19 protein-coding genes are annotated in these 23,523 nt (G+C 61.4%); 4 read left to right on the top strand and 15 right to left on the bottom strand.

Annotation, left to right across the window (positions count from 1 at the left end):
• Positions 1-13 precede the first annotated feature (13 nt).
• Positions 14-1,858, bottom strand: coding sequence for a signal peptide peptidase SppA (gene sppA, locus ACB034_RS06105; RefSeq protein WP_371172344.1), 1,845 nt, complete (start codon positions 1,856-1,858; stop codon positions 14-16).
• 207 nt (positions 1,859-2,065) lie between these two features.
• On the opposite strand from sppA, the gene ACB034_RS06100 reads away from it, so the two are divergent.
• Together ACB034_RS06100 and ACB034_RS06095 are read left to right on the top strand one after the other, a co-directional pair.
• Positions 2,066-4,105, top strand: coding sequence for an FAD-dependent oxidoreductase (locus ACB034_RS06100; RefSeq protein WP_026457243.1), 2,040 nt, complete (start codon positions 2,066-2,068; stop codon positions 4,103-4,105).
• A 106-nt stretch (positions 4,106-4,211) separates the two neighbouring features.
• Complete coding sequence (locus tag ACB034_RS06095) at positions 4,212-4,760, top strand: NAD(P)H nitroreductase (RefSeq protein WP_026457242.1); 549 nt, start codon at positions 4,212-4,214, stop codon at positions 4,758-4,760.
• Between the two features lie 520 nt (positions 4,761-5,280).
• Here the strand turns inward: ACB034_RS06095 and prmA are convergent.
• Complete coding sequence (prmA, locus tag ACB034_RS06090; RefSeq protein WP_371172343.1) at positions 5,281-6,159, bottom strand: 50S ribosomal protein L11 methyltransferase; 879 nt, start codon at positions 6,157-6,159, stop codon at positions 5,281-5,283.
• Between the two features lie 525 nt (positions 6,160-6,684).
• Positions 6,685-7,695 (bottom strand): zinc-binding alcohol dehydrogenase family protein, encoded by a 1,011-nt coding sequence (locus ACB034_RS06085; protein ID WP_371172342.1) that lies wholly within the window; start codon positions 7,693-7,695, stop codon positions 6,685-6,687.
• A gap of 100 nt (positions 7,696-7,795) precedes the next feature.
• Between ACB034_RS06085 and ACB034_RS06080 the strand changes: the two genes are divergently transcribed.
• Complete coding sequence (locus tag ACB034_RS06080) at positions 7,796-8,668, top strand: LysR family transcriptional regulator (RefSeq protein ID WP_371172341.1); 873 nt, start codon at positions 7,796-7,798, stop codon at positions 8,666-8,668.
• Between the two features lies 1 nt (position 8,669).
• Here the strand turns inward: ACB034_RS06080 and ACB034_RS06075 are convergent, their stop codons facing one another.
• The 9 genes from ACB034_RS06075 to ACB034_RS06035 form a co-directional block, all read right to left on the bottom strand.
• Positions 8,670-10,100 (bottom strand): PTS transporter subunit EIIC, encoded by a 1,431-nt coding sequence (locus ACB034_RS06075; RefSeq protein ID WP_042028143.1) that lies wholly within the window; start codon positions 10,098-10,100, stop codon positions 8,670-8,672.
• Between the two features lie 96 nt (positions 10,101-10,196).
• A complete protein-coding gene (gene panF, locus ACB034_RS06070) occupies positions 10,197-11,648 on the bottom strand; it encodes a sodium/pantothenate symporter (RefSeq protein ID WP_371172340.1) in 1,452 nt (483 codons plus the stop codon).
• A complete protein-coding gene (locus ACB034_RS06065) occupies positions 11,638-11,901 on the bottom strand; it encodes a YhdT family protein (RefSeq protein WP_042028224.1) in 264 nt (87 codons plus the stop codon). The genes panF and ACB034_RS06065 overlap by 11 nt, the downstream gene beginning before the upstream one ends.
• 94 nt (positions 11,902-11,995) lie before the next feature.
• Positions 11,996-13,336: an acetyl-CoA carboxylase biotin carboxylase subunit gene (gene accC / locus ACB034_RS06060; RefSeq protein ID WP_124239058.1), complete on the bottom strand. Its 1,341-nt coding sequence runs from the start codon at positions 13,334-13,336 to the stop codon at positions 11,996-11,998.
• A gap of 15 nt (positions 13,337-13,351) precedes the next feature.
• Entirely contained in the window at positions 13,352-13,810 is a 459-nt protein-coding gene (gene accB / locus ACB034_RS06055) for an acetyl-CoA carboxylase biotin carboxyl carrier protein (RefSeq protein ID WP_371172339.1), read from the bottom strand.
• Between the two features lie 36 nt (positions 13,811-13,846).
• Entirely contained in the window at positions 13,847-14,296 is a 450-nt protein-coding gene (gene aroQ / locus ACB034_RS06050) for a type II 3-dehydroquinate dehydratase (RefSeq protein WP_026457432.1), read from the bottom strand.
• Between the two features lie 287 nt (positions 14,297-14,583).
• On the bottom strand, positions 14,584-14,712 hold the full coding sequence (locus ACB034_RS06045) for a hypothetical protein (RefSeq protein ID WP_371172338.1): 129 nt from the start codon (positions 14,710-14,712) through the stop codon (positions 14,584-14,586).
• A complete protein-coding gene (acs, locus tag ACB034_RS06040; RefSeq protein ID WP_371172337.1) occupies positions 14,709-16,655 on the bottom strand; it encodes an acetate--CoA ligase in 1,947 nt (648 codons plus the stop codon). Before acs ends, ACB034_RS06045 begins: the two co-directional genes overlap by 4 nt.
• A gap of 240 nt (positions 16,656-16,895) precedes the next feature.
• Positions 16,896-19,340, bottom strand: coding sequence for an EAL domain-containing protein (locus ACB034_RS06035; RefSeq protein WP_371172336.1), 2,445 nt, complete (start codon positions 19,338-19,340; stop codon positions 16,896-16,898).
• A gap of 262 nt (positions 19,341-19,602) precedes the next feature.
• On the opposite strand from ACB034_RS06035, the gene ACB034_RS06030 reads away from it, so the two are divergent.
• Positions 19,603-19,872: a hypothetical protein gene (locus ACB034_RS06030; protein ID WP_042028137.1), complete on the top strand. Its 270-nt coding sequence runs from the start codon at positions 19,603-19,605 to the stop codon at positions 19,870-19,872.
• A gap of 4 nt (positions 19,873-19,876) precedes the next feature.
• Here the strand turns inward: ACB034_RS06030 and ACB034_RS06025 are convergent, their stop codons facing one another.
• The 3 genes from ACB034_RS06025 to torA all read right to left on the bottom strand — a co-directional run bounded on the left by ACB034_RS06025 (position 19,877) and on the right by torA (position 23,509).
• The gene (locus ACB034_RS06025; protein WP_042028136.1) at positions 19,877-20,245 is read right to left on the bottom strand and encodes a hypothetical protein; all 369 of its coding nucleotides are present in this window, start codon (positions 20,243-20,245) and stop codon (positions 19,877-19,879) included.
• Between the two features lie 4 nt (positions 20,246-20,249).
• Positions 20,250-20,918: a molecular chaperone TorD gene (torD, locus tag ACB034_RS06020; protein ID WP_042028135.1), complete on the bottom strand. Its 669-nt coding sequence runs from the start codon at positions 20,916-20,918 to the stop codon at positions 20,250-20,252.
• A 98-nt stretch (positions 20,919-21,016) separates the two neighbouring features.
• Positions 21,017-23,509, bottom strand: coding sequence for a trimethylamine-N-oxide reductase TorA (gene torA, locus ACB034_RS06015; RefSeq protein ID WP_371172335.1), 2,493 nt, complete (start codon positions 23,507-23,509; stop codon positions 21,017-21,019).
• Positions 23,510-23,523: the final 14 nt, after the last annotated feature.

The raw sequence follows: 23,523 nt of genomic DNA, 5'->3' as shown, positions 1-23,523 counted from the left end.
CCATCAATTGGGGTTACTGCACGCAGACCGGGCAGAAGGCGTAGGTGCCCTGCGGATCGTTGAAGCGGGTGAGGGGATCCAGGTTACGCTTCACCTCCACCATGGCCTTGCCAAATCCGGCTGGCAGCCAGCTTTGCAGGTACGGTGCCAGCGCCTGGGCGCTGCTGTCGAACAGCTGGCGCAGGAACTTGTCCCTGGCTGACTCTTCCTGCTCGATGGGGCTTACCTGCCACTCCTTGAGATTGGCGAGGTCGGCGGCGGCCTTGAGGGCATCGTCGAGGTTGCCGAACTCGTCCACCAGACCCAGTGCCTTGGCATCCTCACCGGTCCAGACTCGCCCTTCGGCGGCTTTTTCTGCCTCTTCCGGGCTCAGACCGCGCCCCTTGCCCACCAGATCGACGAAGCGCTGGTAGGTATCCTCCACACTCAGCTGGATGGCCTGGCTGACGTGCTCGGGCAGGGCTCGGGTCAGACCGACGCCGACGTAATCCGTGGTGCCGACGCCATCGGTATGCACCCCGTACTGGGAGAGTGCCTTGTCGATGGTGGCAAACATGCCGAACACCCCGATGGAGCCGGTGAGGGTGGTGGGGGAGGCGAAGATCTTGTCCGCATCGGCGGAGATCCAGTAGCCACCGGAGGCGGCGTAGCTGCCCATGGAGATCACTACCGGCTTGCCAGCCTGTTTCAGGGCCAGCAATTCGGCGCGGATCTGCTCGGCGGCGAAGGCGCTGCCGCCGGGGCTGTCGACCCGCAATACCACGGCCTTCACTTTGTCATCGCGGCGGGCATCGGCCAGCAACTCGGAGAGGCTGTCCCCACCTATGGTGCCGGCGGGTTGCATGCCGTCCATGATGGCGCCGCTGGCGACGATGAGGCCTACTTCGTCCTTGCCGCTCTGGGGATATTGCTCGGGAATGGCGGCCAGATACTCCTTGAGGCCGACCCCTTTCCAGCCGTGATCCTCGTCTTCTCCCACCTCCTTGATCACCGCCTGGGTCATCTCGTCACGGGTGGCGAGCTGATCCACCAGGCCGTTGTCGAGGGCGTAGTTGGCGGCGTTGCCACCGGCCTTGCGCAGCAGTTCGAGGAAGCGCTCTTTGCCCGGAGCCACGATCTCCGAGTCTATCTCCCGCTGGTTGGCCACGTCGGCAACATAGGATTGCCACAGCTGATCCAGCCAGCGCTGGTTCGCCTCCTTGCTCTCGGGGGACATGTCATCCCGGGTGTAGGGTTCGACGAAGGATTTGTAGGTACCGACCTTGAACACATGGGGGGTGATGTTGAGTTTCTCCAGCGCCGACTTGAAGTAGGTCTGGTAGACGCCCAGGCCCTCGATCACCACGGCGCCACTCTGGTTGAGCAGCACGTGGTCGGCGTGAGCCGCCAGCAGGTATTGCCCCTGGGTATAGAAGTCGGCCATGGCGATGACCGGCTTGCCGCTCTCCTTGAAGGCATCGATGGCGCTTGCCACCTCCTGCAATTTGGAGAAGCTGGCGCCCTGCAGTCCCTGTGGCTTGATCACCAGCGCCTTGATGCGATCGTCATCCTTGGCGTTGTGAATGGCCCACAGCAGATCGGAGAGCACGATCTCGCTCGGCTGCTCGTCGCTGCTGTCCATCTGGCGCAGCAGCTGCACAGTGGGGTCTGTCTGGGAACGCTGCTCGACCAGCACGCCGTTGAGGTTGAGAGTGAGCGCCCCTTCGATGGGGGCCACCGGAGCCTCTTTCTGGCCGAAGCTGACGACGATGACCAGCACGACCAGCAGAAACAGCAGATTGACCAGCATCAGGCGGGTGAAGTTGAGCAGACGCCACAGGCTGCGGAACAACCAGCCCAGGCCTTTGAAAATAGACATAGTCGCGTTATCGCCCTGTTAATGGGGGAGGAGGGGCCATTATTAACCAGTTGGGGGCGAAATTGCCATTTCCGGCTGGTGGATCCGGCGCCCGGGATTCAGGACACGGCTGTGCGCTGAAAAATTGTCCAAACATTTGTTTGAAAAAGAATTTTCGATTCTTTACTCTAGCTCCACATTGATAACAAAAAATTAACTGGAGGCCCTGTGAGTCGTTATCCAACCCTGCTGACCCCGCTCGATCTCGGCTTTACCCAATTGCGCAACAGGGTATTGATGGGTTCGATGCACACCGGCCTCGAAGAGGAGAAAGGGGGCTTTGACAAGCTGGCCGCCTTCTATGGCGAACGCGCCCGTGGCGGGGTCGGCCTCATCGTGACCGGCGGTATCGCCCCCAACCTGCGTGGGCGCCTGGTGCCTCACGGTTCCCAGCTGAGCTTTCCCTGGCAGGTTGCCAAACACAAGAAGGTGACCCGGGCGGTCCATCAGGAGGGGGGCAAGATAGCGCTGCAGATCCTCCATGCCGGCCGTTACGCCTATCACCCCTTCAGCCTGGCACCGAGTGCCCTCAAGGCTCCCATCTCCCCGTTCAAGCCGCGCGCCATGAGCGAGCGGCAGATCCGCGGCACCATCCGCGACTTCGCCGCCACCGCCGCGCTCGCCAGGGCGGCAGGTTATGACGGGGTCGAGGTGATGGGATCGGAAGGCTATCTCATCAACCAGTTCATTTGCGAGCGCACCAACAAGCGTACCGATGGCTGGGGTGGCAGCAGCGAAAACCGGATGCGTTTCCCGGTGGAGATAGTGCGTGCCATCCGCGAGCGGGTCGGCCCGGATTTCATCATTATCTTCCGCCTCTCCATGCTGGATCTGGTGGAGCAGGGCTCGACCCTGGAAGAGGTTATAGCCCTCGGTCAGGCGCTGGAGCAGGTGGGGGTGACCCTGATCAACACCGGCATCGGCTGGCACGAGGCGCGGGTGCCCACCATCGCCACCAGCGTGCCGCGCGGCGCCTTCAGCTGGGTGACGGCGGAGCTCAAGAAACATCTGAGAGTGCCGCTTATCACCACCAACCGCATCAACACCCCGGAGGTGGCCGAACGCATCCTTGCGCAGGGGGACGCGGATATGGTCTCCATGGCGCGCCCCTTCCTGGCCGATCCCGAGTTCGTCATCAAGGCCGCCGAAGACAGAGCAGACGAGATCAACACCTGCATCGCCTGCAACCAGGCCTGCCTCGACCACATCTTCAAGCAGAAGCGCGCCTCCTGCCTGGTCAATCCGCGCGCTTGTTTCGAGACCGAGCTCACTTTCGGCCGGGTGCCCCAGCCCAAGAAGCTGGCGGTGGTGGGAGCCGGCCCAGCGGGCCTGGCGTTTGCCTGTTACGCCGCCGAGCGCGGCCATCAGGTGAGCCTGTTCGATCAGGCGAGCGAGATAGGCGGCCAGTTCAACTTCGCCAAGCAGATCCCGGGCAAGGAGGAGTTTCACGAGACCCTGCGTTATTTTGCCAAACGGCTGGAGAAGTGCGGCGTCGAGCTTTATCTCGGCCAGCGCCAGAGCGCCGAGAGCCTCTTGGGCGGCGGCTTTGACGAGGTGATCCTCGCCACCGGCATTCGTCCGCGCACCCCCAATATTCCGGGCATCGAGCATCCCAAGGTGCTGAGCTACCTGGACGTGCTGCGCGATCACAAGCCGGTGGGTGAGAAGGTGGCGGTGATCGGTGCCGGCGGCATCGGTTTCGATGTGGCCGAATACCTGGTGGAGAAAAGGGAAGTGCAGAAATCCGACGGGGACGGGGATCTTCGTCGTGACCACTGGCTCAAGGAGTGGGGCATCGACAAGCAGCTTGCCGAGCGCGGTGGCTTGACGACCCCGGAAGTCGACGCCCCCGAGCGCCAGATCTGGCTGCTCCAGCGCAAGGAGAGCAAGGTGGGTGACGGCCTTGGCAAGACCACCGGCTGGATCCACCGCACCGTCTTGAAGAACCGCAAGGTGCAGATGCTCTCCGGGGTGCAGTACCTGCGTATCGACGACGAGGGTCTCCATATTCAGGTGGGTGACAAGCAGCAGTGTCTGCCGGTGGATCAGGTGATCATCTGTGCCGGACAGGAGCCGCTCAAGGAGCTGCAAGTCGGCCTGCAGGCCGCCGGCAAACCGGTACACATCATAGGCGGCGCCGATGTGGCGGCGGAGCTCGATGCCAAGCGGGCGATCCGTCAGGGGGCGGAGCTGGCTGCCGTCATCTAGGTAGCAGGCACTTTGGTCACGTCATAAACCCCTGAGCATCAGGGGTTTTCTTCATTCGGCGCTGTGCTAAGGTAGCGCCATCATAGCCCCAGACAAGGAACTGCCCATGGATGCCCTTACCCTGTTGCTCAATCGCCACTCCTGTGGCCGTCTGGCCGAGCCGGCTCCCGCCGGCGAGGTGCTCGACAATATTCTCAAGGCCGGGCTGCGGGCGCCGGATCACGGTACCCTAACCCCCTGGCAGTTCATCCTGTTTGAAGGGGAAGGGCGCGAGCGGCTCGGTACCCTGCTGGGAGAGGCTGCCCGCCGCCGGGGTGAAGATGAAGAGAGCATCAGGAAGTGTCAGGAGGCGCCGCTGAGGGCCCCGCTGGTGGTTGCCGTCGCGACCCGTTATCAGGAACACCCCAAGGTGCCGAAACTGGAGCAGGAGCTCTCCGCCGGTTGCGCCCTGATGGCGATGCAGATGGCGGCTCAGGCGCAGGGATTCAACGGCATCTGGCGCTCCGGCTGGTTCATCTTCGATGAGCAGATCAACCAGGGATTGGGGCTGGGGGCAGAGGATCAGCTGGTGGGCTTCCTCTATCTCGGCACTCCCATGCTGGAGGCGCGCAAGCTGCGTGAATTACCCCTCGGCGAGTATGTCCGCCGTTTCTGAGTCGCTGACTCTGCTTCGATAGTCTCGGACAAAGCCCTGATCCATCAGGGCTTTTTTTGGCAAACTCCGGATAGTAACCAGAGTGGCCACTGAAAATAAATGGGGGCAGATCGGGATGACGGGCCGTAGCAGGGAATTTTTTAAATAGTGAGATACGCCTCTCAATCCTGGTGTATTTAGCTATGTAAAACGTTTGCGCATCCATTAATATCCCCCTGCCAGTTTAGAAGGGCATCCCTTCTAATTTTTCTGCGATGAGAGTCGCAATTCCGTAGCACCTTTTTAAACAGCCCAACGTCCTCGTGACATTGGGCTTTATTTTTATGGTGTTTTCAGCCGTGTTCTGGCAATTCTCATGGCCTGATATCCGCCTCTCTCCACGCCATCTGCGCGATGAAGTTTTTCCCTGGTCCTGGTGTGTGAAGCAGCATTGCGAGTGGATAAACGGGGCGAGCAGGCGAGCAAATAGAACAAGGGCACCCGAAGGTGCCCTTGTCGTCGTCATGCTGCCTTTTCGCTATCAGCCGTGTTTGCGGCCGGATAGGCGGCACCACTCCTCTTTCACCGCTGTCGGGTCCATCTTGAACCACTGGCCGTAGATGGTTTCCAGCTCGGAGGCCTGGCTCTCCAGCACGCCGGAGAGGGCCATCAGGCTGTCCGGTTTGCCCAGACCCGCGATCAACGGGGCCAGCTCACGCAGCGGGCCGGCCAGGATGTTGGCGACCACCACGTCGGCCAGCAGCCCTTCCGGCTGCTCGGCGGGCAGGTAGAGCTCGATCTGGCCTGCTACGCCGTTGCGCTCGGCGTTGTCACGGCTGGCCTGGATCGCCTGCGGATCGATGTCGATGCCGATCACCCGGGCGGCGCCGAGTTTCAGGGCGGCGATGCCGAGAATGCCGGAACCGCAGCCAAAATCCACCACGGTTTTGCTGGCCAGATCCAGCCCGTCCAGCCACTGCAGGCAGAGGGCCGTGGTGGGGTGGGTACCGGTACCGAACGCCAGACCCGGATCCAGCATGACGTTGACCGCCTCGGGGTCCGGCACATCGCGCCAGCTCGGGCAGATCCACAGCCGCTCGCCAAACTGCATAGGGTGGAAGTGATCCATCCACTCGCGTACCCAGTCTTTGTCTTCCAGCTGCTCGACCTTGTAGCCGACGTTCTCGCCGAAGATCTGCTGGAAGAAGGCGATGGTGGGGGCCGGATCGGTTTCGGCGTCGAACAGACCCATCACCTCGGTCTCGCCCCACAGCGGGGTTTCGCCGGGCATGGGTTCATAGACAGGCACATCCTTGGCATCCATAAAGGTCACCGCCTGGGCACCACGCCCCAGCAGCATGTTGCTCACCTTGTCTGCGGTCTTGGCAGTGGCGTTGATTCGAATTTGTATCCAGGGCATGGCGTCGACTCTTCATAAATGTGAAACCGCGGGATTCTACCATCATGGGGCTTTGCTGTCGTGGTTTGCCCATGGGGTGTGGTGGAGCATGGCAACTTTGCCGAGTTGGCATGGTTAATGTATTCCCCAATGGGTGACGGGAAGCAACCTGTTCCCGCTGAATGCTTTGCTCTAGGAAAGTTCCGTCATTGCTTGGCCACCTTCGGGTGGCTTTTTTTTTGTTTCAAACCGATGGCGTGAGAGTGGCATGGGGCTTTGAATAGTCGGAGAGAGGGAAAAGTCTGCAATAAACGGCGTTTTGGCACACAAGCTGCAAAAGCCAATCTGTCCTGCAAAGGATGTGTGTGTGATTGTTACCCCAATGTTCAGGTATTTAGGGCCATTCCGACGGAATGGCCCCTTTTTTATGTCATCTCTTCAATCATGTCGCGCCTGATTGCCGGGCAACCGACCGGCCCTGTGCCTTGATGGGGCTTGCCGTTGGTGAAAATACCCCAGCTTGGTGCATTTTTTACCTCCAAGGGATTAGAAGCCGCTCATATCGATCACCAGCTTGCCCATCATGCGGCCGGCTTCCAGCTCGGCATGGGCCCGGGCCAGGGTGGCCGGTGTCAGTTCGGGCAGCGTGCGGGTCAGAGTGCTCTTCAGCACGCCCTGATCCACCAGGGTAGCAACCTGTTGCAGCAGCCTGTGCTGCTCGATCATGTCCGGGGTCTGGAACAGGGAACGGGTAAACATGAACTCCTGACTGAAGGTGACGCTCTTGCTCTTGAGCAGGGAGAGATCCCAGGGATCTTTCGATTCGGCAATGGTACAGATGTGACCGAACGGGCGAATGAGCGTTGCCATGGCCTGCCAGTGCTGCTCGGTGGCATTGGTACAGAAGATGGCGTCTACCTGATCGATGCCAAGGTCGGCCAGATCCGATGACAGGCTATGATGACTCACCACCTGATGGGCCCCCATCTGCTGGCACCAGTCGCGAGTCTCGGGGCGGGAGGCGGTAGTGATCACTTCCATGCCGGTGAGCTGGCGGGCCAGCTGAATGGCGATGGAACCCACCCCGCCAGCGCCGCCGATGATGAGCAGCCGGCCTGTGCTCTCGCGAGTGAGGCCAAGGCGCTCGAACAGGGCCTCCCAGGCGGTGATGGCGGTCAGCGGCAGGGCGGCGGCCTCCACGTCGCTCAGAGTTGTGGGGGCGAGGGCAGCGATGCGTTCATCCACCAGTTGCAGAGCGCTATTGCTGCCGGGGCGGCTGATGTCACCGGCGTACCAGACTCTGTCGCCCGCCTTGAACAGGGTTACCTCGCTGCCGACGGCGACAACCTCGCCCACGGCATCCCAACCCAGCACGCGGGGGCTGCTCTCTACTTTCTCCTTGGGGGCGCGCACCTTGGTGTCGACCGGGTTGACGGAGGTGGCGTTGACTCGCACCAGCAGGTCGCGTGGGCCCGGCGTCGGGGCGGGCAGATTGGCCTCGATGAAGCAGTGGGGGTGATCGCTTGGCAGGTAGTGAGTCAGGGCGATGGCTTTCATGGCAGTTCCTTTCAAATCGGTTGGAGGGGGATTGCCAGCCACTCTAGTCTGTCTGATTATTCGGATTAAGATGGGTAATTTGTAAAGACTGTTTGAATATATGAACAATGTCGAACTGGAATTGATGGGGCTGTTTGCCACCGTGGTGGAACAGGGCAGCTTTACCCGGGCGGCCGAGCTGCTCGGCATGCCAAAGTCCTCGGTGAGCCAGAAGATCTCGCGGCTTGAGTCACAGCTTGGGGTGCGGTTGCTTCAGCGCACCACCCGCAGGCTCAGCCTGACCCCTCAGGGTGAGATCTATGTAGAACACTGCCGCGGATTGCTGACCCTGGCCCGCAGCGCCAATCTGGCGATGGCGCGGCTTCGCAGCGCTCCCGCCGGCCGGGTGCGGATCACTGCGCCCGAGGCGACCGGCACCTTGCTGCTTGGCCCTATCCTGGCCGAGTTTCGCGCCCTCTATCCCGAGGTGGTGCTGGAGCTGACCCTGAGTGACGATCAGCTGGATCTGGTGGGGGAGGGGTACGATCTGGCGCTGCGGGCGGCGCCGCTCAAGGATTCCAGCCTCATCTGCCGGCGCATCGGCGAGGTGGCACGTTATCTGGTGGCCTCTCCCGGTTATCTGGCGCAGCACGGCATGCCGCAGCGGCTGGCCGAGCTGGCGCACCATGTCTGTCTGGTTCACACCGCTCTTCCGGTGTGGCCGTTGCAGGAGGGGGGCTGGCGACCGCAGGGAGCTTGTGTCAGCAACAGCCTGCTGGCGCTGCGGGAGCTGGCGCTTCATGACGGGGGAATCGCCCTGTTGCCGCAGCATGTCTGCGAGAGCGGGCTGGCCAGCGGGAAATTGCAGAAGATCCTGCCCATGATCCCCATCCCGACCAATCCGTTTTACCTCATCTACCCGAGCCGGGAACACCTGGCGCCCGCCCTGCGCAGCCTGATGGATTTCGTGGCCGAGCGTCTGCCGTTCGCCTGAGTTACCAGCCGCTCTGGCTGGCTGACTCCTGATTGGGCTTGAGGCCGATGGGCACGGACTGGCGTTCGGCCATCATGCGGATCTGCCCCTCTATCAGGTTGGCGCTGGGGCCCAGCACCAGCACCAGTTGATGATCGTTGAGCTGGATCCAGGAGAGGCAACCGAGCTCGAGAAAGCGGGATTGATCCACCAGCTCGATGTCGCGCACCCGCAGGCTGAGGCGGGTCAGGCAGACGCTCATGGCCTGCAGGTTGTCCATGCCTCCCAGCACCTTGAGATACTGGATCGCCAACATCTGGGGATCGGAGGGGGCCACGCTCGCGAGGCGCGAATGCTCCCTGGCGATGGGCTTGCTCGGCATGCTGAGGGGCGAGCGTTCCAGTAACTGGTAAAACAGCAGGGTGTAGGCGACGAAGAACAGGATGCCGACCGGGATCAGCCAGAAGCTGTGTTCGCCCGTCTGATAGCTCAGCACCAGATCCAGCAGGCCGGCGGAGAAGTAACTGCCCACCTTGATGCCGAGGCTGCTGCACACTGCCAGCGACAGCCCGGTCATCAGGGCGTGGGCCAGAAACAGCCAGGGGGCGGTGAAGGCAAACAGAAACTCGATGGGCTCGGTGATCCCCACCAGCGCCGAGGTGAGCGCCAGGGTGAGCAGCAGGCCACCCTGCGGCAGCCGCCGCATCCGCTGGCGATGGAGCCAGATGGCGAAACAGGCACCCGGCAGACCGAACATGATGATGGGATAGAGCCCCGCCACATACCCTTCGTGCAGCGGCTGGGCACTGGCCAGTGCTTGCAGGTTGCTCTCGCCAAGGCCGATCACGCTGCCCAGCACCTGATGCAGGCCGAGCGGGATCAGCAGCCGGTTGAGGGTGCCGTAACAGAAGGCCCCGAGTGGCGTGGTGAGCAGCTCGGAGGTGAGCAGGGTGAGGCCACGTTCCAGCGGTGGCCACAAGAGTGATAGCGGCAGGGCGATAAGCAGGCAGGCCAGCGCCGAGCAGAGCAGGCTGGGGAATTCACCCCGGGCGAAGCGTAGCCAGCCAGGCCGTGTTTGTTGCTGACGGACCCAGGGATAGATGATGGCGGTGGTCAGCCCCGCCAGCAGGCCGCAGATCATGTCCGCATGAAGATTCGGGGCCAGGGTGTTGAAGGCGGTACTGAGCAGCAGGAAGTTGACCGCCCCGGCCAGCGCCTGGGTGCCTTCCCCCTGCCGGCTCAGGCCAAAGGCGATGGCCACTGCGTAAATGAGTGGCATCTGGCTGAAGATCGCCTGACCGGTGAGGGAGAGCACAGCCATGTCCAGCGCATCGGGTTGCCCGAGTCGATAGACCAGGGCCGCCACCGGCAAGATGGAGACGGGCAGCAGCAGGGCATAGCCAAGCCGCTGCAGGGCTTGGGTAACGACTTGTCGGGTGTCTTTTACGGGCATACGACGCCATTATTCTGTGACTCGGCGCACAGTTTACCCGTAAAACACCCATTTGGGGATAGTTTCTGAACCCCTAATTCATTTTTTACTCAATTTTTACTCGAACAACTCCCGCACTTCCCGCGAGGGCGGAGCACTGAGCAGGCTCACCACCACGAAGGCGAAAAAACCGAGAGTCAGGCTGGGCACGATGGCGTGCAGACCAGCCAGCTTGATCCCCCACTGGCTCAGGATGCAGTAGCACAGAATGCCGCAGATCATGCTGGCCAGGGCGCCGCGACCGTTGGCCCGCGGCCAGTAGAGGCCGAGCACTAGCGGCCAGAGGAATACCGCCTGCAGGCCGCCGAAGGCGAGCAGGTTGAGCCAGATGATCATCTCGGGGGGCTGCAGCGCCGCCAGCAGTACCAGAGTGCCGAGGATCAGGGTGCAGAGCAGGGAGAGGCGAGGAATGCGTACCTCCAGCTTCTCCTGCTTCGGATTGAGGTAGTTGAGGTAGAGATCTTTCACCAGGGTGGCCGAAGCCTGGATCAGCTGGGAGTCGATGGTCGACATGATGGCCGCCATGGGCGCCGCCAGGAAGACCCCGGCCAGCCAGGGGGGCAGCACCTCCATCATGAGAGAGGGCATGATCTTGTCCGGACTGTCCATGCCGGGCAGGATGGCGCGGCCGAGGGCCCCGGCCAGGTGCATGCCGAACATCAAGAGGGCGCTCACCACTGTGCCGATCAGGATGCCGCGATGAAGCGCCTTGCTGTCGCGATAACCAAAGCAGCGCAAGGCCGAGTGGGGCAGCCCCACCACCCCGATGCAGACCAGGATCCAGAAGCTCAACATGAAGGGCTGGGTCAGCATGTCGCCGGCCCCCTGCGGGCTTACCAGCTTGGGATCTATCTCTTTGAGCTGGTGGATGAGGTTGGGCAAGCCATCCCCCACGATCAGGATCCCCGCCAGCAGGGCACCGGTGCCGATCAGCATGATGATCCCCTGCAGGGCATCGGTCATCACCACGGCGCGAAAGCCGCCGATGATGGTGTAGAGCAGCACGCAGCCGGCAAACAGGAACAGCCCCTGCTGGTAGGAGAGGCCGGTGGCGGTCTCCAGCAGGCGGGCCCCGCCGATGAACTGCACTACCATGGTGGCGATAAAGGCGAGGATGATGGTCACCGAGCCCAGGATCACCACGGCCCGGCTCTGGTAGCGAGCCCACAGCATGTCGTTGATGGTCACCGCATTGACCCGGCGGGCGATGATGGCGAACTTCTTGCCAAGTACCCCCAGGGTGAGCCAGACGGTGGGCAGCTGGATCATCGCCAGCAAGACCCAGCCAAGACCAATCTTGTAGGCAGCGCCGGGGCCGCCGATAAAGGACGAGGCCGACGTATAGGTGGCTACCAGCGTCATGGCCAGTACCAGGCCGCCCATGCTGCGGTTGCCGATGAAGTACTCGCTGACGAAGTTGCCGGCGGCGCGATGGCGGCTGGCCCAGAAGCCAACCCCCAGCACCAGCACCAGATAGATGAAGAGCGGCAGCATCAACTCAAGATTCATGGGAGGGCTCCTTGGGCTGAAGCGGCTCGGGATCGAGGGGGATCTCCACGAACAAGCGGTTCACCATCAGGGCGCAGAGCAGGATGAACAGTAGTGGCATCACCATGCAGCTGAGCAGGAACCAGAGCGGCAGCCCCCACAGCTCCAACTGCGGCGGAATAAAGTAGGCGGTGCCATACCAGGCAAAGAAGTAGAGCAGGGTCAGCAGCAGGCAGAAGACTGCTTCCCGGCGGGCGAGAGCGAAACGGTTCACCTTGGCCTCCGACAATTTCGAGGGGCGCAAGGATAACAAAAAAGGGCCATGTCGCCATGGCCCTTTTTCAGCAGAGGATCTGCGGACGTGAGTCTTACAGACCCAGCTTCTTGTGCAGGTAGTGGATGTTGGTTCCACCGTGCTGGAAGTTTTCGTCCTTCATGATCTCTTTTTGCAGCGGCACGTTGGTCTTGATCCCCTCGACCACCAGCTCGTCCAGCGCGTGGCGCATGCGGGCGATGGCGATGTCACGATTCTCGCCGTAGCAGATCAGCTTGCCGATCATCGAATCGTAGTGGGGCGGTACCTTGTAGCCCGCATAGATGTGGGAATCCCAGCGCACGCCCAGACCGCCCGGTGCGTGGAAACGCTGCACCAGACCCGGCGAGGGCATGAAGGTGGCCGGATCCTCGGCATTGATCCGGCACTCAATGGCATGGCCACGGATGCGGATGTCCTGCTGGGTGATCGACAGGGGCTGGCCGGCGGCGATGCGCAGCTGCTCCTTGATGAGATCCACGCCGGTGACCATTTCAGTAACCGGGTGCTCAACCTGGATACGGGTGTTCATCTCGATGAAATAGAACTCGCCGTTTTCGTACAGGAACTCGAAAGTACCCGCACCGCGGTAGCCGATCTCGATACAGGCGCGCACGCAGCGCTCGCCGATGAACTTGCGCATTTCGGCGGTGATGCCCGGTGCCGGTGCCTCTTCCACCACTTTCTGGTGGCGACGTTGCATGGAGCAGTCACGCTCGCCCAGATAGATGGCGTTGCCCTGGCCGTCAGCCAGTACCTGGATCTCGATGTGACGCGGGTTCTCCAGGTACTTCTCCATGTAGACCATGTCGTTCTTGAAGAACTGGCCCGCTTCGGATTTGGTCAGCGCGATGGCGGAAGCCAGTTCGGCTTCGCTGCGCACCACGCGCATGCCGCGACCACCACCGCCACCGGCGGCCTTGATGATCACCGGATAGCCGATGCGCTTGGCGATGGCGGCGTTGTGCTTGGCGTCGTTGTCGACCGGACCGTCGGAGCCCGGTACGCAGGGGACGCCCGCCTTCTTCATCGCCTCGATGGCGGAGACCTTGTCACCCATCAGGCGGATGGTCTCGGCGCGCGGGCCGATGAAGATGAAGCCGGACTTTTCGACCACTTCGGCAAAATCGGCGTTCTCGGAGAGGAAGCCGTAACCCGGGTGGATGGCCACGGCACCGGTTACCTCGGCGGCGGCGATGATGGCCGGTACGTTGAGGTAGGAGTCGGTACTGGCCGGCTTGCCGATACAGATGGATTCGTCGGCCAGCAGCACATGCTTGAGCTCCCGGTCGGCGGTGGAGTGAACGGCCACTGTCTTGATCCCGAGCTCTTTGCAAGCGCGCAGGATCCGCAGGGCAATTTCACCGCGGTTGGCGATGACTACTTTGTCCAACATGGGTGGCGATTTCCCTTATTCGATGATGAACAGCGGCTCGTCGAATTCGACGGCCTGACCATTTTCAACCAGGATCGCTTTGATCACACCGGCTTTGTCAGATTCGATTTGGTTCATCATTTTCATGGCTTCGACGATGCACAGGGTATCGCCGACATTGACGTGCTGGCCCACTTCCACGAACGGCTTGGCTTCCGGGCTGGAGGAGCGGTAGAAGGAGCCGACCATGGGGGAGCGCATCAGGTGACCGCTCGGGGCGGCATCGGCGGCGGCCGGCGCAGCAGCCGGTGCGGCGGCAGCAACAGGCGCTGCAACCGGAGCAGCTTGCGGCATGATCATCTGCGGGGCGGCAGTCACCTGACCGGAGAAGTTGCGGCTGATGCGAACGGACTCTTCACCCTCGGAGATCTCCAGTTCGGCGATGCCGGACTCTTCAACCAGTTCAATCAGCTTCTTGATTTTGCGGATATCCATTAGCATTCTCTTTCTTCTTTATCAGATAAGTGATTATCAAGCCGCGCGCAGGTGGTGCACGGCCGCGGTTAAAGCGAATTGATAGCCATCGGCTCCCAGCCCGCAGATGACGCCCTTGGCGACATCGGAGAGGTAGGAGTGATGACGGAAGGGCTCCCTGGCATGAACATTTGACAGGTGCACTTCGATAAAGGGGATGGCCACACCCAGCAGGGCATCGCGGATGGCGACACTGGTGTGGGTGAAGGCGGCCGGGTTGATGATGATAAAATCCACCTGGCCCATGGCCTGATGAATGCGGCCGACCAGCTCGTGTTCGGCGTTGGATTGCAGGTGTTCCAGGCTGACGCCGAGTTCACTGGCGCTGTGCGCCAGATCGGCGACGATCTCATCGAGCGTCTTGCTGCCGTAGATACCCGGCTCCCGTTTGCCCAGCAGATTCAGGTTTGGTCCGTTAAGCAGAAGGATTCGGTGATTTTGCGACATATTGAGTACATCCTCGATGATATTGCTGCTATCTGTCAGCTATCTTGCGGACTACCAGAAATCTAGCCATTTTCTGCGCAAATGGGTGTGCCCTGGCACACAGATTTCGCAATTATATTGATTTCGTGAAAATTAACAGCATTTTACTGGTCTAATCTCTACATCTGCCTATTTTTTGCTCACTTATGTGCCCCGTCCACCATCTGCGCAGGGGGCCGATTCCGGCTCCGCAGAAACAACAAAGCCGACCCAGGGTCGGCTTTGTTCATCGATAAAACGGGGCTCGATCAGGCGGCTTCCGACTTCTCGCGGATCAGCTTGTCTACCACACCCGGATCCGCCAAGGTGGAGATGTCTCCGAGGCTGTCGGTTTTGCCGGTGGCGATCTTGCGCTGCATTGTGGAACGCATGATCATGCCGCTTCCGACTTCTCGCGGATCAACTTGTCCACTACCCCCGGATCCGCCAGGGTGGAGATGTCTCCCAGGCTGTCAGTCTCGCCGGTGGCAATCTTGCGAAGGATGCGGCGCATGATCTTGCCGGAGCGGGTCTTCGGTAGCCCCTCGGCCCAGTGGATGACGTCCGGAGTGGCGATGGCGCCGATCTCTTTACGTACCCACTCCTTGACCTCTTTGTGCAGCTCGCGGCTCGGCTCTTCCCCGGCGATCAGGGTGACGTAGGCATAGATACCCTGACCCTTGATCTCGTGGGGCACGCCGACCACGGCCGCCTCGGCAATCTTGGGATGGGCCACCAGGGCCGATTCGATCTCGGCGGTACCCATGCGGTGGCCGGAGACGTTCAGTACATCATCCACCCGACCTGTGATCCAGTAGTAGCCGTCGGCGTCGCGACGAGCTCCGTCGCCGGTGAAGTAGCGACCCGGGAAGGTGGAGAAGTAGGTCTGCTCGAAGCGCTCGTGATCGCCAAACACGGTGCGCATCTGACCCGGCCAGGAGTCGGTGATCACCAGGTTGCCCTCGGTGGCCCCCTCCAGCGGTTCGCCCATGTTATCGACCAGTGCCGGTTGTACCCCGAAGAAGGGACGGGTTGCGGAGCCGGGTTTCAGGTCGGTGACGCCGGGAAGCGGAGTGATCAGGATGCCGCCGGTCTCGGTCTGCCACCAGGTATCGACGATGGGGCAGCGCTCGTCGCCTATGGTGCGGTAGTACCACTCCCAGGCTTCCGGGTTGATGGGTTCACCCACGGATCCCATGATGCGCAGGCTCGAACGGGAAGTACCCTCGACTGCCTCGTTGCCCTTGGCCATCAGGGCGCGGATGGCGGTGGGGGCTGTGTAGAGGATGGTGACCTGGTGCTTGTCCACCACTTGGCTCATGCGGTTGCTGGCCGGGTAGTTGGGCACCCCTTCGAACATGATGGTGGTGGCACCGTTGGCAAGCGGGCCATAGACCAGATAGGAGTGACCGGTGACCCAGCCCACGTCGGCGGTACACCAGTAGATGTCTTCTTCGTGGTAGTCGAACACGTACTTGAAGGTGAGGGTGGCATAGACCAGGTAGCCGCCAGTGGTGTGCAGCACCCCTTTGGGCTTGCCGGTTGAACCTGAGGTATAGAGGATGAACAGCGGATCTTCGGCGTTCATCGCTTCGGGCGGGCAGTCGCTGCTGACGGTGGCGGTTGCTTCGTGCCACCACACATCGCGATGGCTGTGCCAGGCGACATCGCCGCCGGTACGCTTGAGCACGATCACCTTGTTGACCTGGGTTTCCGGGTTGGTGAGCGCTTCGTCCACATTCTTCTTGAGCGGCACGGCACGCCCGCCACGCAGCCCCTCGTCGGCGGTGATGACGATGTGCGAACCCGAATCTATGATGCGACCGGCCAGCGCTTCCGGCGAGAAACCACCGAAGACGATGCTGTGTACGGCCCCGATGCGGGTACAGGCCAGCATGGCGATGGCCGCTTCCGGCACCATGGGCATGTAGAGGCAGACCACGTCACCCCTACGCACCCCTTGTGCCTTGAGCACGTTGGCAAATTTGCACACTTCGCCGTGCAGCTCGCGATAGGTGAGCTTGCGATCCTCGGTCGGGTTGTCCCCTTCCCAGATGATGGCGACCTTGTCACCACGCTCGCGTAGGTGGCGGTCCAGGCAGTTGGCCGAGACGTTGAGCTGGCCATCCTCGAACCACTTGATGGAGACGTGGCCCGGGTCGTAGGAGGTGTTCTTGACCTTGGTGTAGGGCTTTATCCAGTCGAGGATTTTGCCCTGCTCGCCCCAGAAGGCGTCCGGGTTTTCAACGGAGGCCTGGTACATGGCCTCATAGCCTGCCTTGTCCAGCAGGGCGCCGTTGCTGATATGGGATTTGACCGGGTAGACCTTGCTCTCGCTCATCTGTCACTCCTGTGAAAACATCCTTTTAATAATTGAGTAACAACTTATACCTTTGGCATGAGGGGGCAATTAGACTTTTGGATAGGCGGTGCTCCGCACCCGTACACAGGGGATGACAGAGGGGAAAGTCTTTGCAACGAAACGCCCATGGAGGGCTTTTTTTATCCGGTTGTCAGTTAGGGGGTAGGAAAATTGGCCCCCGGCATTTGCTGCACCGAGGGCCTGTTTCAATAGTGTGACCTAGGATTGGGGGGGCGGAGCCAGCCGGTGGCTCATATGCTCCACCTGTAGCGGCTTGCTGAACAGATAGCCCTGACCTTCACCGCAGTTGAGCGACTGCAAGAAGGCATACTGGGCCTGGGTCTCGATCCCTTCTGCCGTGACCTCCATATCCAGGCTGTCCGCCAGATTGATGATGGTGCGGCACAGCTCGCGGCTGTTCTTGTCATCGGGTAGCGCCTGGACGAAGGCGCGATCTATCTTGATGCGATCGATGGGCAGGCTTTTTAGCAGGCTTAGGGATGAGAAGCCGGTGCCAAAGTCGTCGATGGCGATCTGCACCCCGAGATTTTTCAGGCGGGTGAAGAGTTCAAGACTCTGATCGACCCGCTGAATGATGCTCTCGGTGACTTCGATTTCCAGCCGCTCTGGCGGGAATCCGGTCTCCTTCAGGATGGCGGCGACCCGCTCCACATAACCGGGGGAGCGCATCTCCCGCACCGATACATTGACCGAGAGGCGGGGCACGTCAAGACCTGCCGCCAGCCAGCGCTGCCCTTGGCGGCAGGCGCTGCGCATCACCCACTCCCCGATTTTTTCGATCAGTCCGCACTCTTCCGCCACCGGGATAAAGCGGGTCGGAGCGATCATCCCTTCATGGGGGTGTTGCCAGCGTATCAGGGCCTCCAGTCCACTTAAGTAGCCAGTAGTGAGGTCGGTCATGGGTTGGTAGAAGATACAGAGCTGATTTTGCTCCAGCGCCTTGAGCAGCCCTTGCTCCATCTGCATTCTTTCCCGGGCACGGGCGGCCATGCAGGGGGTATAGAACTGGTAGCCGTTGCGCCCCTGGCTCTTGGCTTCGTACATGGCGCTGTCTGCTGCGCTGATCAGGCTCTCGGGCGTATCGGCATGGTCCGGGTAAAGGGCGATCCCGATACTGGCGGAGATGGCGACCTGCTCATGGGCCAGTGCTACAGGCTCACGCAGCACATCCAGCAGGGTACTGGCCAGCATCTCCAGCTCTTCGGGTTGATCCAGATAGGGGATTAACACCAGAAATTCGTCGCCACCGAGCCGGGTGGCGAGATCGTGTGCTTGCAGGCAGCCGTGGATCCGCTCGGCCAGGCGCTTGAGCAACTGATCGCCGACCCCGTGGCCCAGGCTATCGTTGATGAGCTTGAAGCCGTCCAGGTCGATAAACAACAGCCCCAGTCGCTTTCGGTTGAGTTTGGCCGTCTTCAGCTCAAGGGTCAGCCGCTCCTGCAACAGATGGCGGTTGCCAAGCTCCGTCAGGGGATCGTGGTAGGCCAAATGGTTGAGCTCGGCCTCGACCTTGCGGATGGCGCTGATGTCGGAGAGGGCTATCACGAAGTGAGTGGTGTTGTTGAAACTGTCGTAGACGGCGCTGATTTGCTGCCAGGAGGAGAAGTAGCTGCCATCCTTGCGCAGGCACAGTCGCTCGCCATGCCAGGTATTGTTGCCCGGTTGCAACTGGTACCAGGGATAGTCGCGCGCACCGTGAGTTTGCGGATGCATGACCATATCCATAGTGTGCCCCATCACCTCGTCAGAGTCGTACTGGGTCAGCATGGTGAATGCCGGGTTGACCGAGATGATGTGGTGGTCGTGATCGAGAATGATGATCCCTTCGGCCGTGGTATCGAACACCACGTTGGCCTGGTGCAGCCGCTCCTCCTGGCGGCGGCGGGCGGTGGCATTGTGGATCACCCCCATCACACGGCGCCCGACGGATTCGGTGGCAGGGACGTGATCGGCATGGATGTCGACCCAGTGACGCTCATCGAGGTGGTTGATGTAACTCAAGGTGAGGTGGATTGGCTGATCCCCCAGCAGGGCGGTCTTGAGCTGGTTGCCGGATTCGGGCTCGAAACAGTCGACGAACGACTGCAGCCCCCCGAGGAAGCGGTTGTTTCGAGGGCCCAGCAGGGAGCCAATCTGCCCCTCAAACAGCAGACGGTCTTCTGTAACATGCCATTCCCAGACCCCGATCTGGGCCGCGCGCATCGCCAGTTGCAGCCGCTGCTCGGTTTCGTACTGCTCCGTGATGTCCCGCACGATGGCGAGGATCCCGTTAAGCTCCCCCCTTTCATTGCGCATCGGGCTGTAGGTGGCTTGCCAGCGTCGGTAGCTGCAGCCGTGAGCGGCGGTTTGACCCGAGATGGCGATATCCACATAGGGCACACCGCTGCGCATGATCTGCTGAAACATGGGCTCCAGGGTAGGGGCCAGCTGGGGCACCACCTCCCGCAATAACTTGCCATGGTGCTCCGCGATGCTCTTGCCGTTGATGTCGGCCAGTACCTGGTTGACCTTGCGATAACGAAATTCGCGATCGAATACGCCTATGCCCAGCGGCGCCGTATCCATCAGCTGTTCCAGAACGGTGTGATCAGACAGCTGGGTCAGGAGTGCCTCGGCATCGGCATTGAAAAGCTTCCCGTCCATGAAGACCTCGGCATTGACTGATTTGTTATTTAAGTGGATTTCAGTATGGCACGAACTCTCGGGTAGGGAGTCAGCTGGGGTTAGGTGATCGTTTTCAGAGGGCGGCAAAAACCTCGTTCAGACCAGGCAGCAAGGGCATCTACGGAGAGATCTGCCCTCTGATAAAGGAATTAATAGCGACCTTGCTCTTTCCTCGAGCATAAGATGCGGCAAAAATATGGAAAACAAGGCGTATGAGAGACGATAAAGAGGAGTTTGTTTGATGATTGGATTGATGTTGCTGGCCGCAGCCTGGCAGTTTGAGGCCCCCGCGTTCGAATCGGATTTTGCCGGCCAGGGCTATGTGGAACAGGGGGCTGGACTGGCGCCATCGGTGCGTGAACAGGTAGCCGATTCATTGAACCAGTCGCTGGTCGATGAGCCGTTCCCGCTCCAGTTCAAGAAAACGCCCCGCTATCAGGGCGACTCTCCGCTGACCCGCTATCTCAACGAACGGGATGACAGCTGGCAGCTGGAAATCGGCGGCCAGTAGGCCGTCACCCCTTCTCGCGGCCGAAGGCCTGAATGCCCCGCACGAAGACCAGCCAGCCGATCAGGTGGAAAGGCAGCGCCATGGCGTAGAGCAGCAACCAGTGGGCCTCGGTGCCGCTGCTATTGATGAAATCGATCCAGGAGGCCAGCAGGGCCAGCATGCCCGCTATCTGGAAGCGGCGGCGCAGCACCACCTCGACGCCCAGATTGGCAAGATAGAGCGTCAGCAGTATGCCGGCAAAGCCGGTGAGCTGGGCGGTGCCGTAGAGTTCTCTGTCCGGGTTGAACAGCAGCACGGCGAGGGGAGTAATGCCCTGATCCAGCGGGATCAGGGCCAGCAGCCAGCATGCGATCAGGAGCAGGGCTGTCTTCATCGGCTTAGCCGGCGCTTTGGGCCGGTTTGATCAGGCTCAGGTAGTTGGCATCCATCTTGAGGAATACCCCCAGCAGCCGGGCACTCGCTCCGTAGAAGCCGAATTCGTCGGCAGCGCGACAGGCGCTCTCGAACTGCTCGAACCACCCCAGCAGGTGATGGTGCAGCAGCGCTTCCTGCTCCTTGAGCCACTCCTCGCGCTGGGCGGCCGTGGTCGCCTCGGCGGCGCGGATGATGAGGTTGCCCATCAGGTCCAGCTCGATGGCCAGGTGATCGGCGGGCTCCTTGTACTTCTCGCTGATGTTGATGCCGAGGCGATCGAGGCGCGCCTGCATCTCGGCCATGGGGGCCTGCATTAGCAGCTTGCCATCACCGCGGTAGAGCGACTCATAGGGCAGGGCACCCTGCTTGGGATCGACCAGAAACAGGCCGGCGAAGTCGGCAGCGAGCTCCAGCTGGCGATCGGGGCGCACCAGCAGGCGGGCGATGGCATCGTTCAGTTCGGCCACGGCCTCGCGCATGGGGTCGAGGGTAGAGAGGCTCTTCAAGAAGCTGCGTACGTCGTAGGTGTCGTATTCAGCGATCTGTGCATCACTGAGTTCGGCAGCGAACAGGGTGGAGAACCACCAGTAAAGCTCGGCCCGGCGTTCGCTGGTAGCCATAAATTCCTGCATTTTTCCTCCGTGGATGACAATCGGGAGCCATAGAGGCTCCCGATTCTAACGACTTTAAAAATAAAGGAAACTCAAGGGGGGACTTTCGTCCCCCTGGTTCACAGTGCCGGGAACATGGGATCTATGCCCTTGGCGGATTCCGGTGCCCCGAAGGCAGTGACGGCTGGCGCCTGCCCTTGGAACTTCTCGATCTCCACCAGCGCGGTGTGGGCCGTGGTGGCTTGCGCCAGGCTGGAGGAGCCGATGTCCGCGGTCAGCACGTTGGGATCGCCATAGGTACAGAGAGTCCCCACCTTACCGCCTTCCTGCGGGCCGTACCAGGCACCTTCCTGGATGCGCACCACGCCGGGGGCGTAGTCTTCGCTCACCACCAGACCGGCCAGAACCTGACCGCGGCCGTTGAAGACCCGCACCAGATCCCCGTCCTTGAGCCCGCGTGCCTTGGCGTCCTGCGGGTTCATGTAGACCGGCTCGCGACCCTGCACCGTGTAGGTGGCACGGTAGTTGTCGGAGGAGCAGAGCTGGCTGTGCAGGCGCTTGTCCGGGTGACAGGATTGCAGGTGCAGCGGGAACTGCTTGCTGCCATGGCCGCCGTGGGAGCGCTCGTAAGGCTCGATCCAGACCGGGTGGCCCGGGCAATCCGCGTAACCGTAGTCGGCGATGGTCTTGGAGTAGATCTCGATAAGACCGGACGGGGTGCCCAGCGGCTCCAAATCCGGTTCCTGACGGAACGACTCGTGACGCACCCAGGGCTTGCCCGCCGGGAAGGTGACGAAACCTTCACCATGCCAGAACTGGCTGAAGCGGGGCAGGCGGATGCCGATGCCGCGGCCCTGCAGGCGGGCATCGTCATAGATGCTCTGGATCCACTCCAGCTTGGTCTTGCCACCGGTGAACTCGGCCTCGCGGTCGAAGCGACGGCACAGATCGGCGAAGATGTCGTAGTCGTCGCGCGCCTCGAACAGCGGTTCGACCACCTTGTGCATGGCCAGGATGCCGGCGTTGGAGTGGGAACCCCACTGCTCGATGTCATCCCGCTCATAGGTGGTGGTGGCCGGCAGCACGATATCGGCGAAGCGGCAGCTGGCGGTCCACTGGTGATCCACGCTCACCACGGTTTCCAGCTTGCGCCAGGCGGCGATCATCTTGTTGCGATCCTGCTGGTGGTGGAACGGGTTGTTGCCGCAAAACACCGCCATTTTCATCTCCGGGTAGGTGATGGTCTGACCGTTGAAGGCGATGGTCTTGCCCGGGTTCAGGATGCAGTCGACGAAACGGGCCACCGGGATGAACTTGGAGTAGCCCTTCCAGTCGCCGTTGTGCAGCGGCTTGACCCCGGGAATGACGGAGCTGAAGCCGGACATGATGGGACCGGTAGAAGTGATGGTACCGGCGCCGTTGTAGTGCCAGCCAAAACCGTAGCCGCCCCCCGGCAGGCCAATTTGGCCCAGCATGGAGGCCAGTACCACCAGCATCCAGGCGTACTGTTCGCCGTGGTGCATACGCTGCACACACCAGCCGCCGATGAGCTGGGTGCGGCCGCTGGCCATGGTGCGCGCCAGCTCGCGAATGGTCTCGGCAGGCACGCCACAGATGGCGGAGGCCCACTCGGCATCTTTCACCTGACCATCCTTGGTGCCCAGCAGATAGGGCAGGAACTTGTCAAAGCCGGTGGTGTAGTTTTTGAGGAAGGCCTCGTCGTGACGCTTTTCGCTGTAGAGGGTATGGGCGATACCCAGCATCAGGGGCACGTCGGTCTGCGGGTTCAGGGTAACCTGATCGCAATTGAGGTACTTCTGGGTCTTGGACTTGACCGGGTCGACGCTGATGACCTTGATCTCGCCCTTGGCCACTTTCTCTTTCAGCTGTGCCCAGTATTCGTAGACGCTGTGATCCGGCACCAACCAGCCCACCTGCAGGTTCTTGATGGGATCAGAACCCCAGATGACGATGGTCTTGCTGTGCTCCAGCACCAAGGGCCAGGAAGTCTGCTGCTCGTACACCTCCATGGCGCCCGCCACGTGGGGCAGGATCACCTGGGCGGCGCCGGTGGAGTAGTCACCGGCCTTGGCCAGATAGGTACCGTGCAGGTTCATGGCGCGGCCCAGCATGGCGCCGGCGGAGTGCAGCTTGCCGACCGACTGCCAGCCTGAGTGACCGGCGTAGAGGGCGCTCGGGCCATAGGTCTTCTGCACCCGCTCCAGCTCGTGATAGAAGAAGTCCAGCGCCTGGGACCAGGTTACCCGCACGAAGCGGTTCTGGCCGCGCTCGCTGGTGTCGGACTGGTGGCCCTTGCGCAGCCAGTCCAGACGCACCATGGGGTAGCGGATGCGGGAGGGGTTGTAGACCACTTCACTCAGGGCCTTGAGCATCTCGGTCGGATGCTTGTCATGCTCGAACGGCAGGGTCTCGACCCAGCGGTCGTTGACCACACGGGCGCGGAAGGCGCCCCAGTGGGAGCCGGACTGCACCAGTTTTTCGCCGGACTCGGCGGCCATCACGGCGCGACCGAGCAGGGAGGGGCCGATCAGGGCACTGGCACCGCTGGCCAGCAAGCCACCCAGAAAACCACGACGGGAAATATTGATCATCTTGTTATTCCTCT

Origin of the sequence: Aeromonas sp. S18(2024), assembly GCF_041402525.1 — a bacterium.
Taxonomy (GTDB): Bacteria; Pseudomonadota; Gammaproteobacteria; order Enterobacterales; family Aeromonadaceae; genus Aeromonas; species Aeromonas enteropelogenes.
This window is presented reverse-complemented; position numbering and strand designations above follow the sequence as displayed.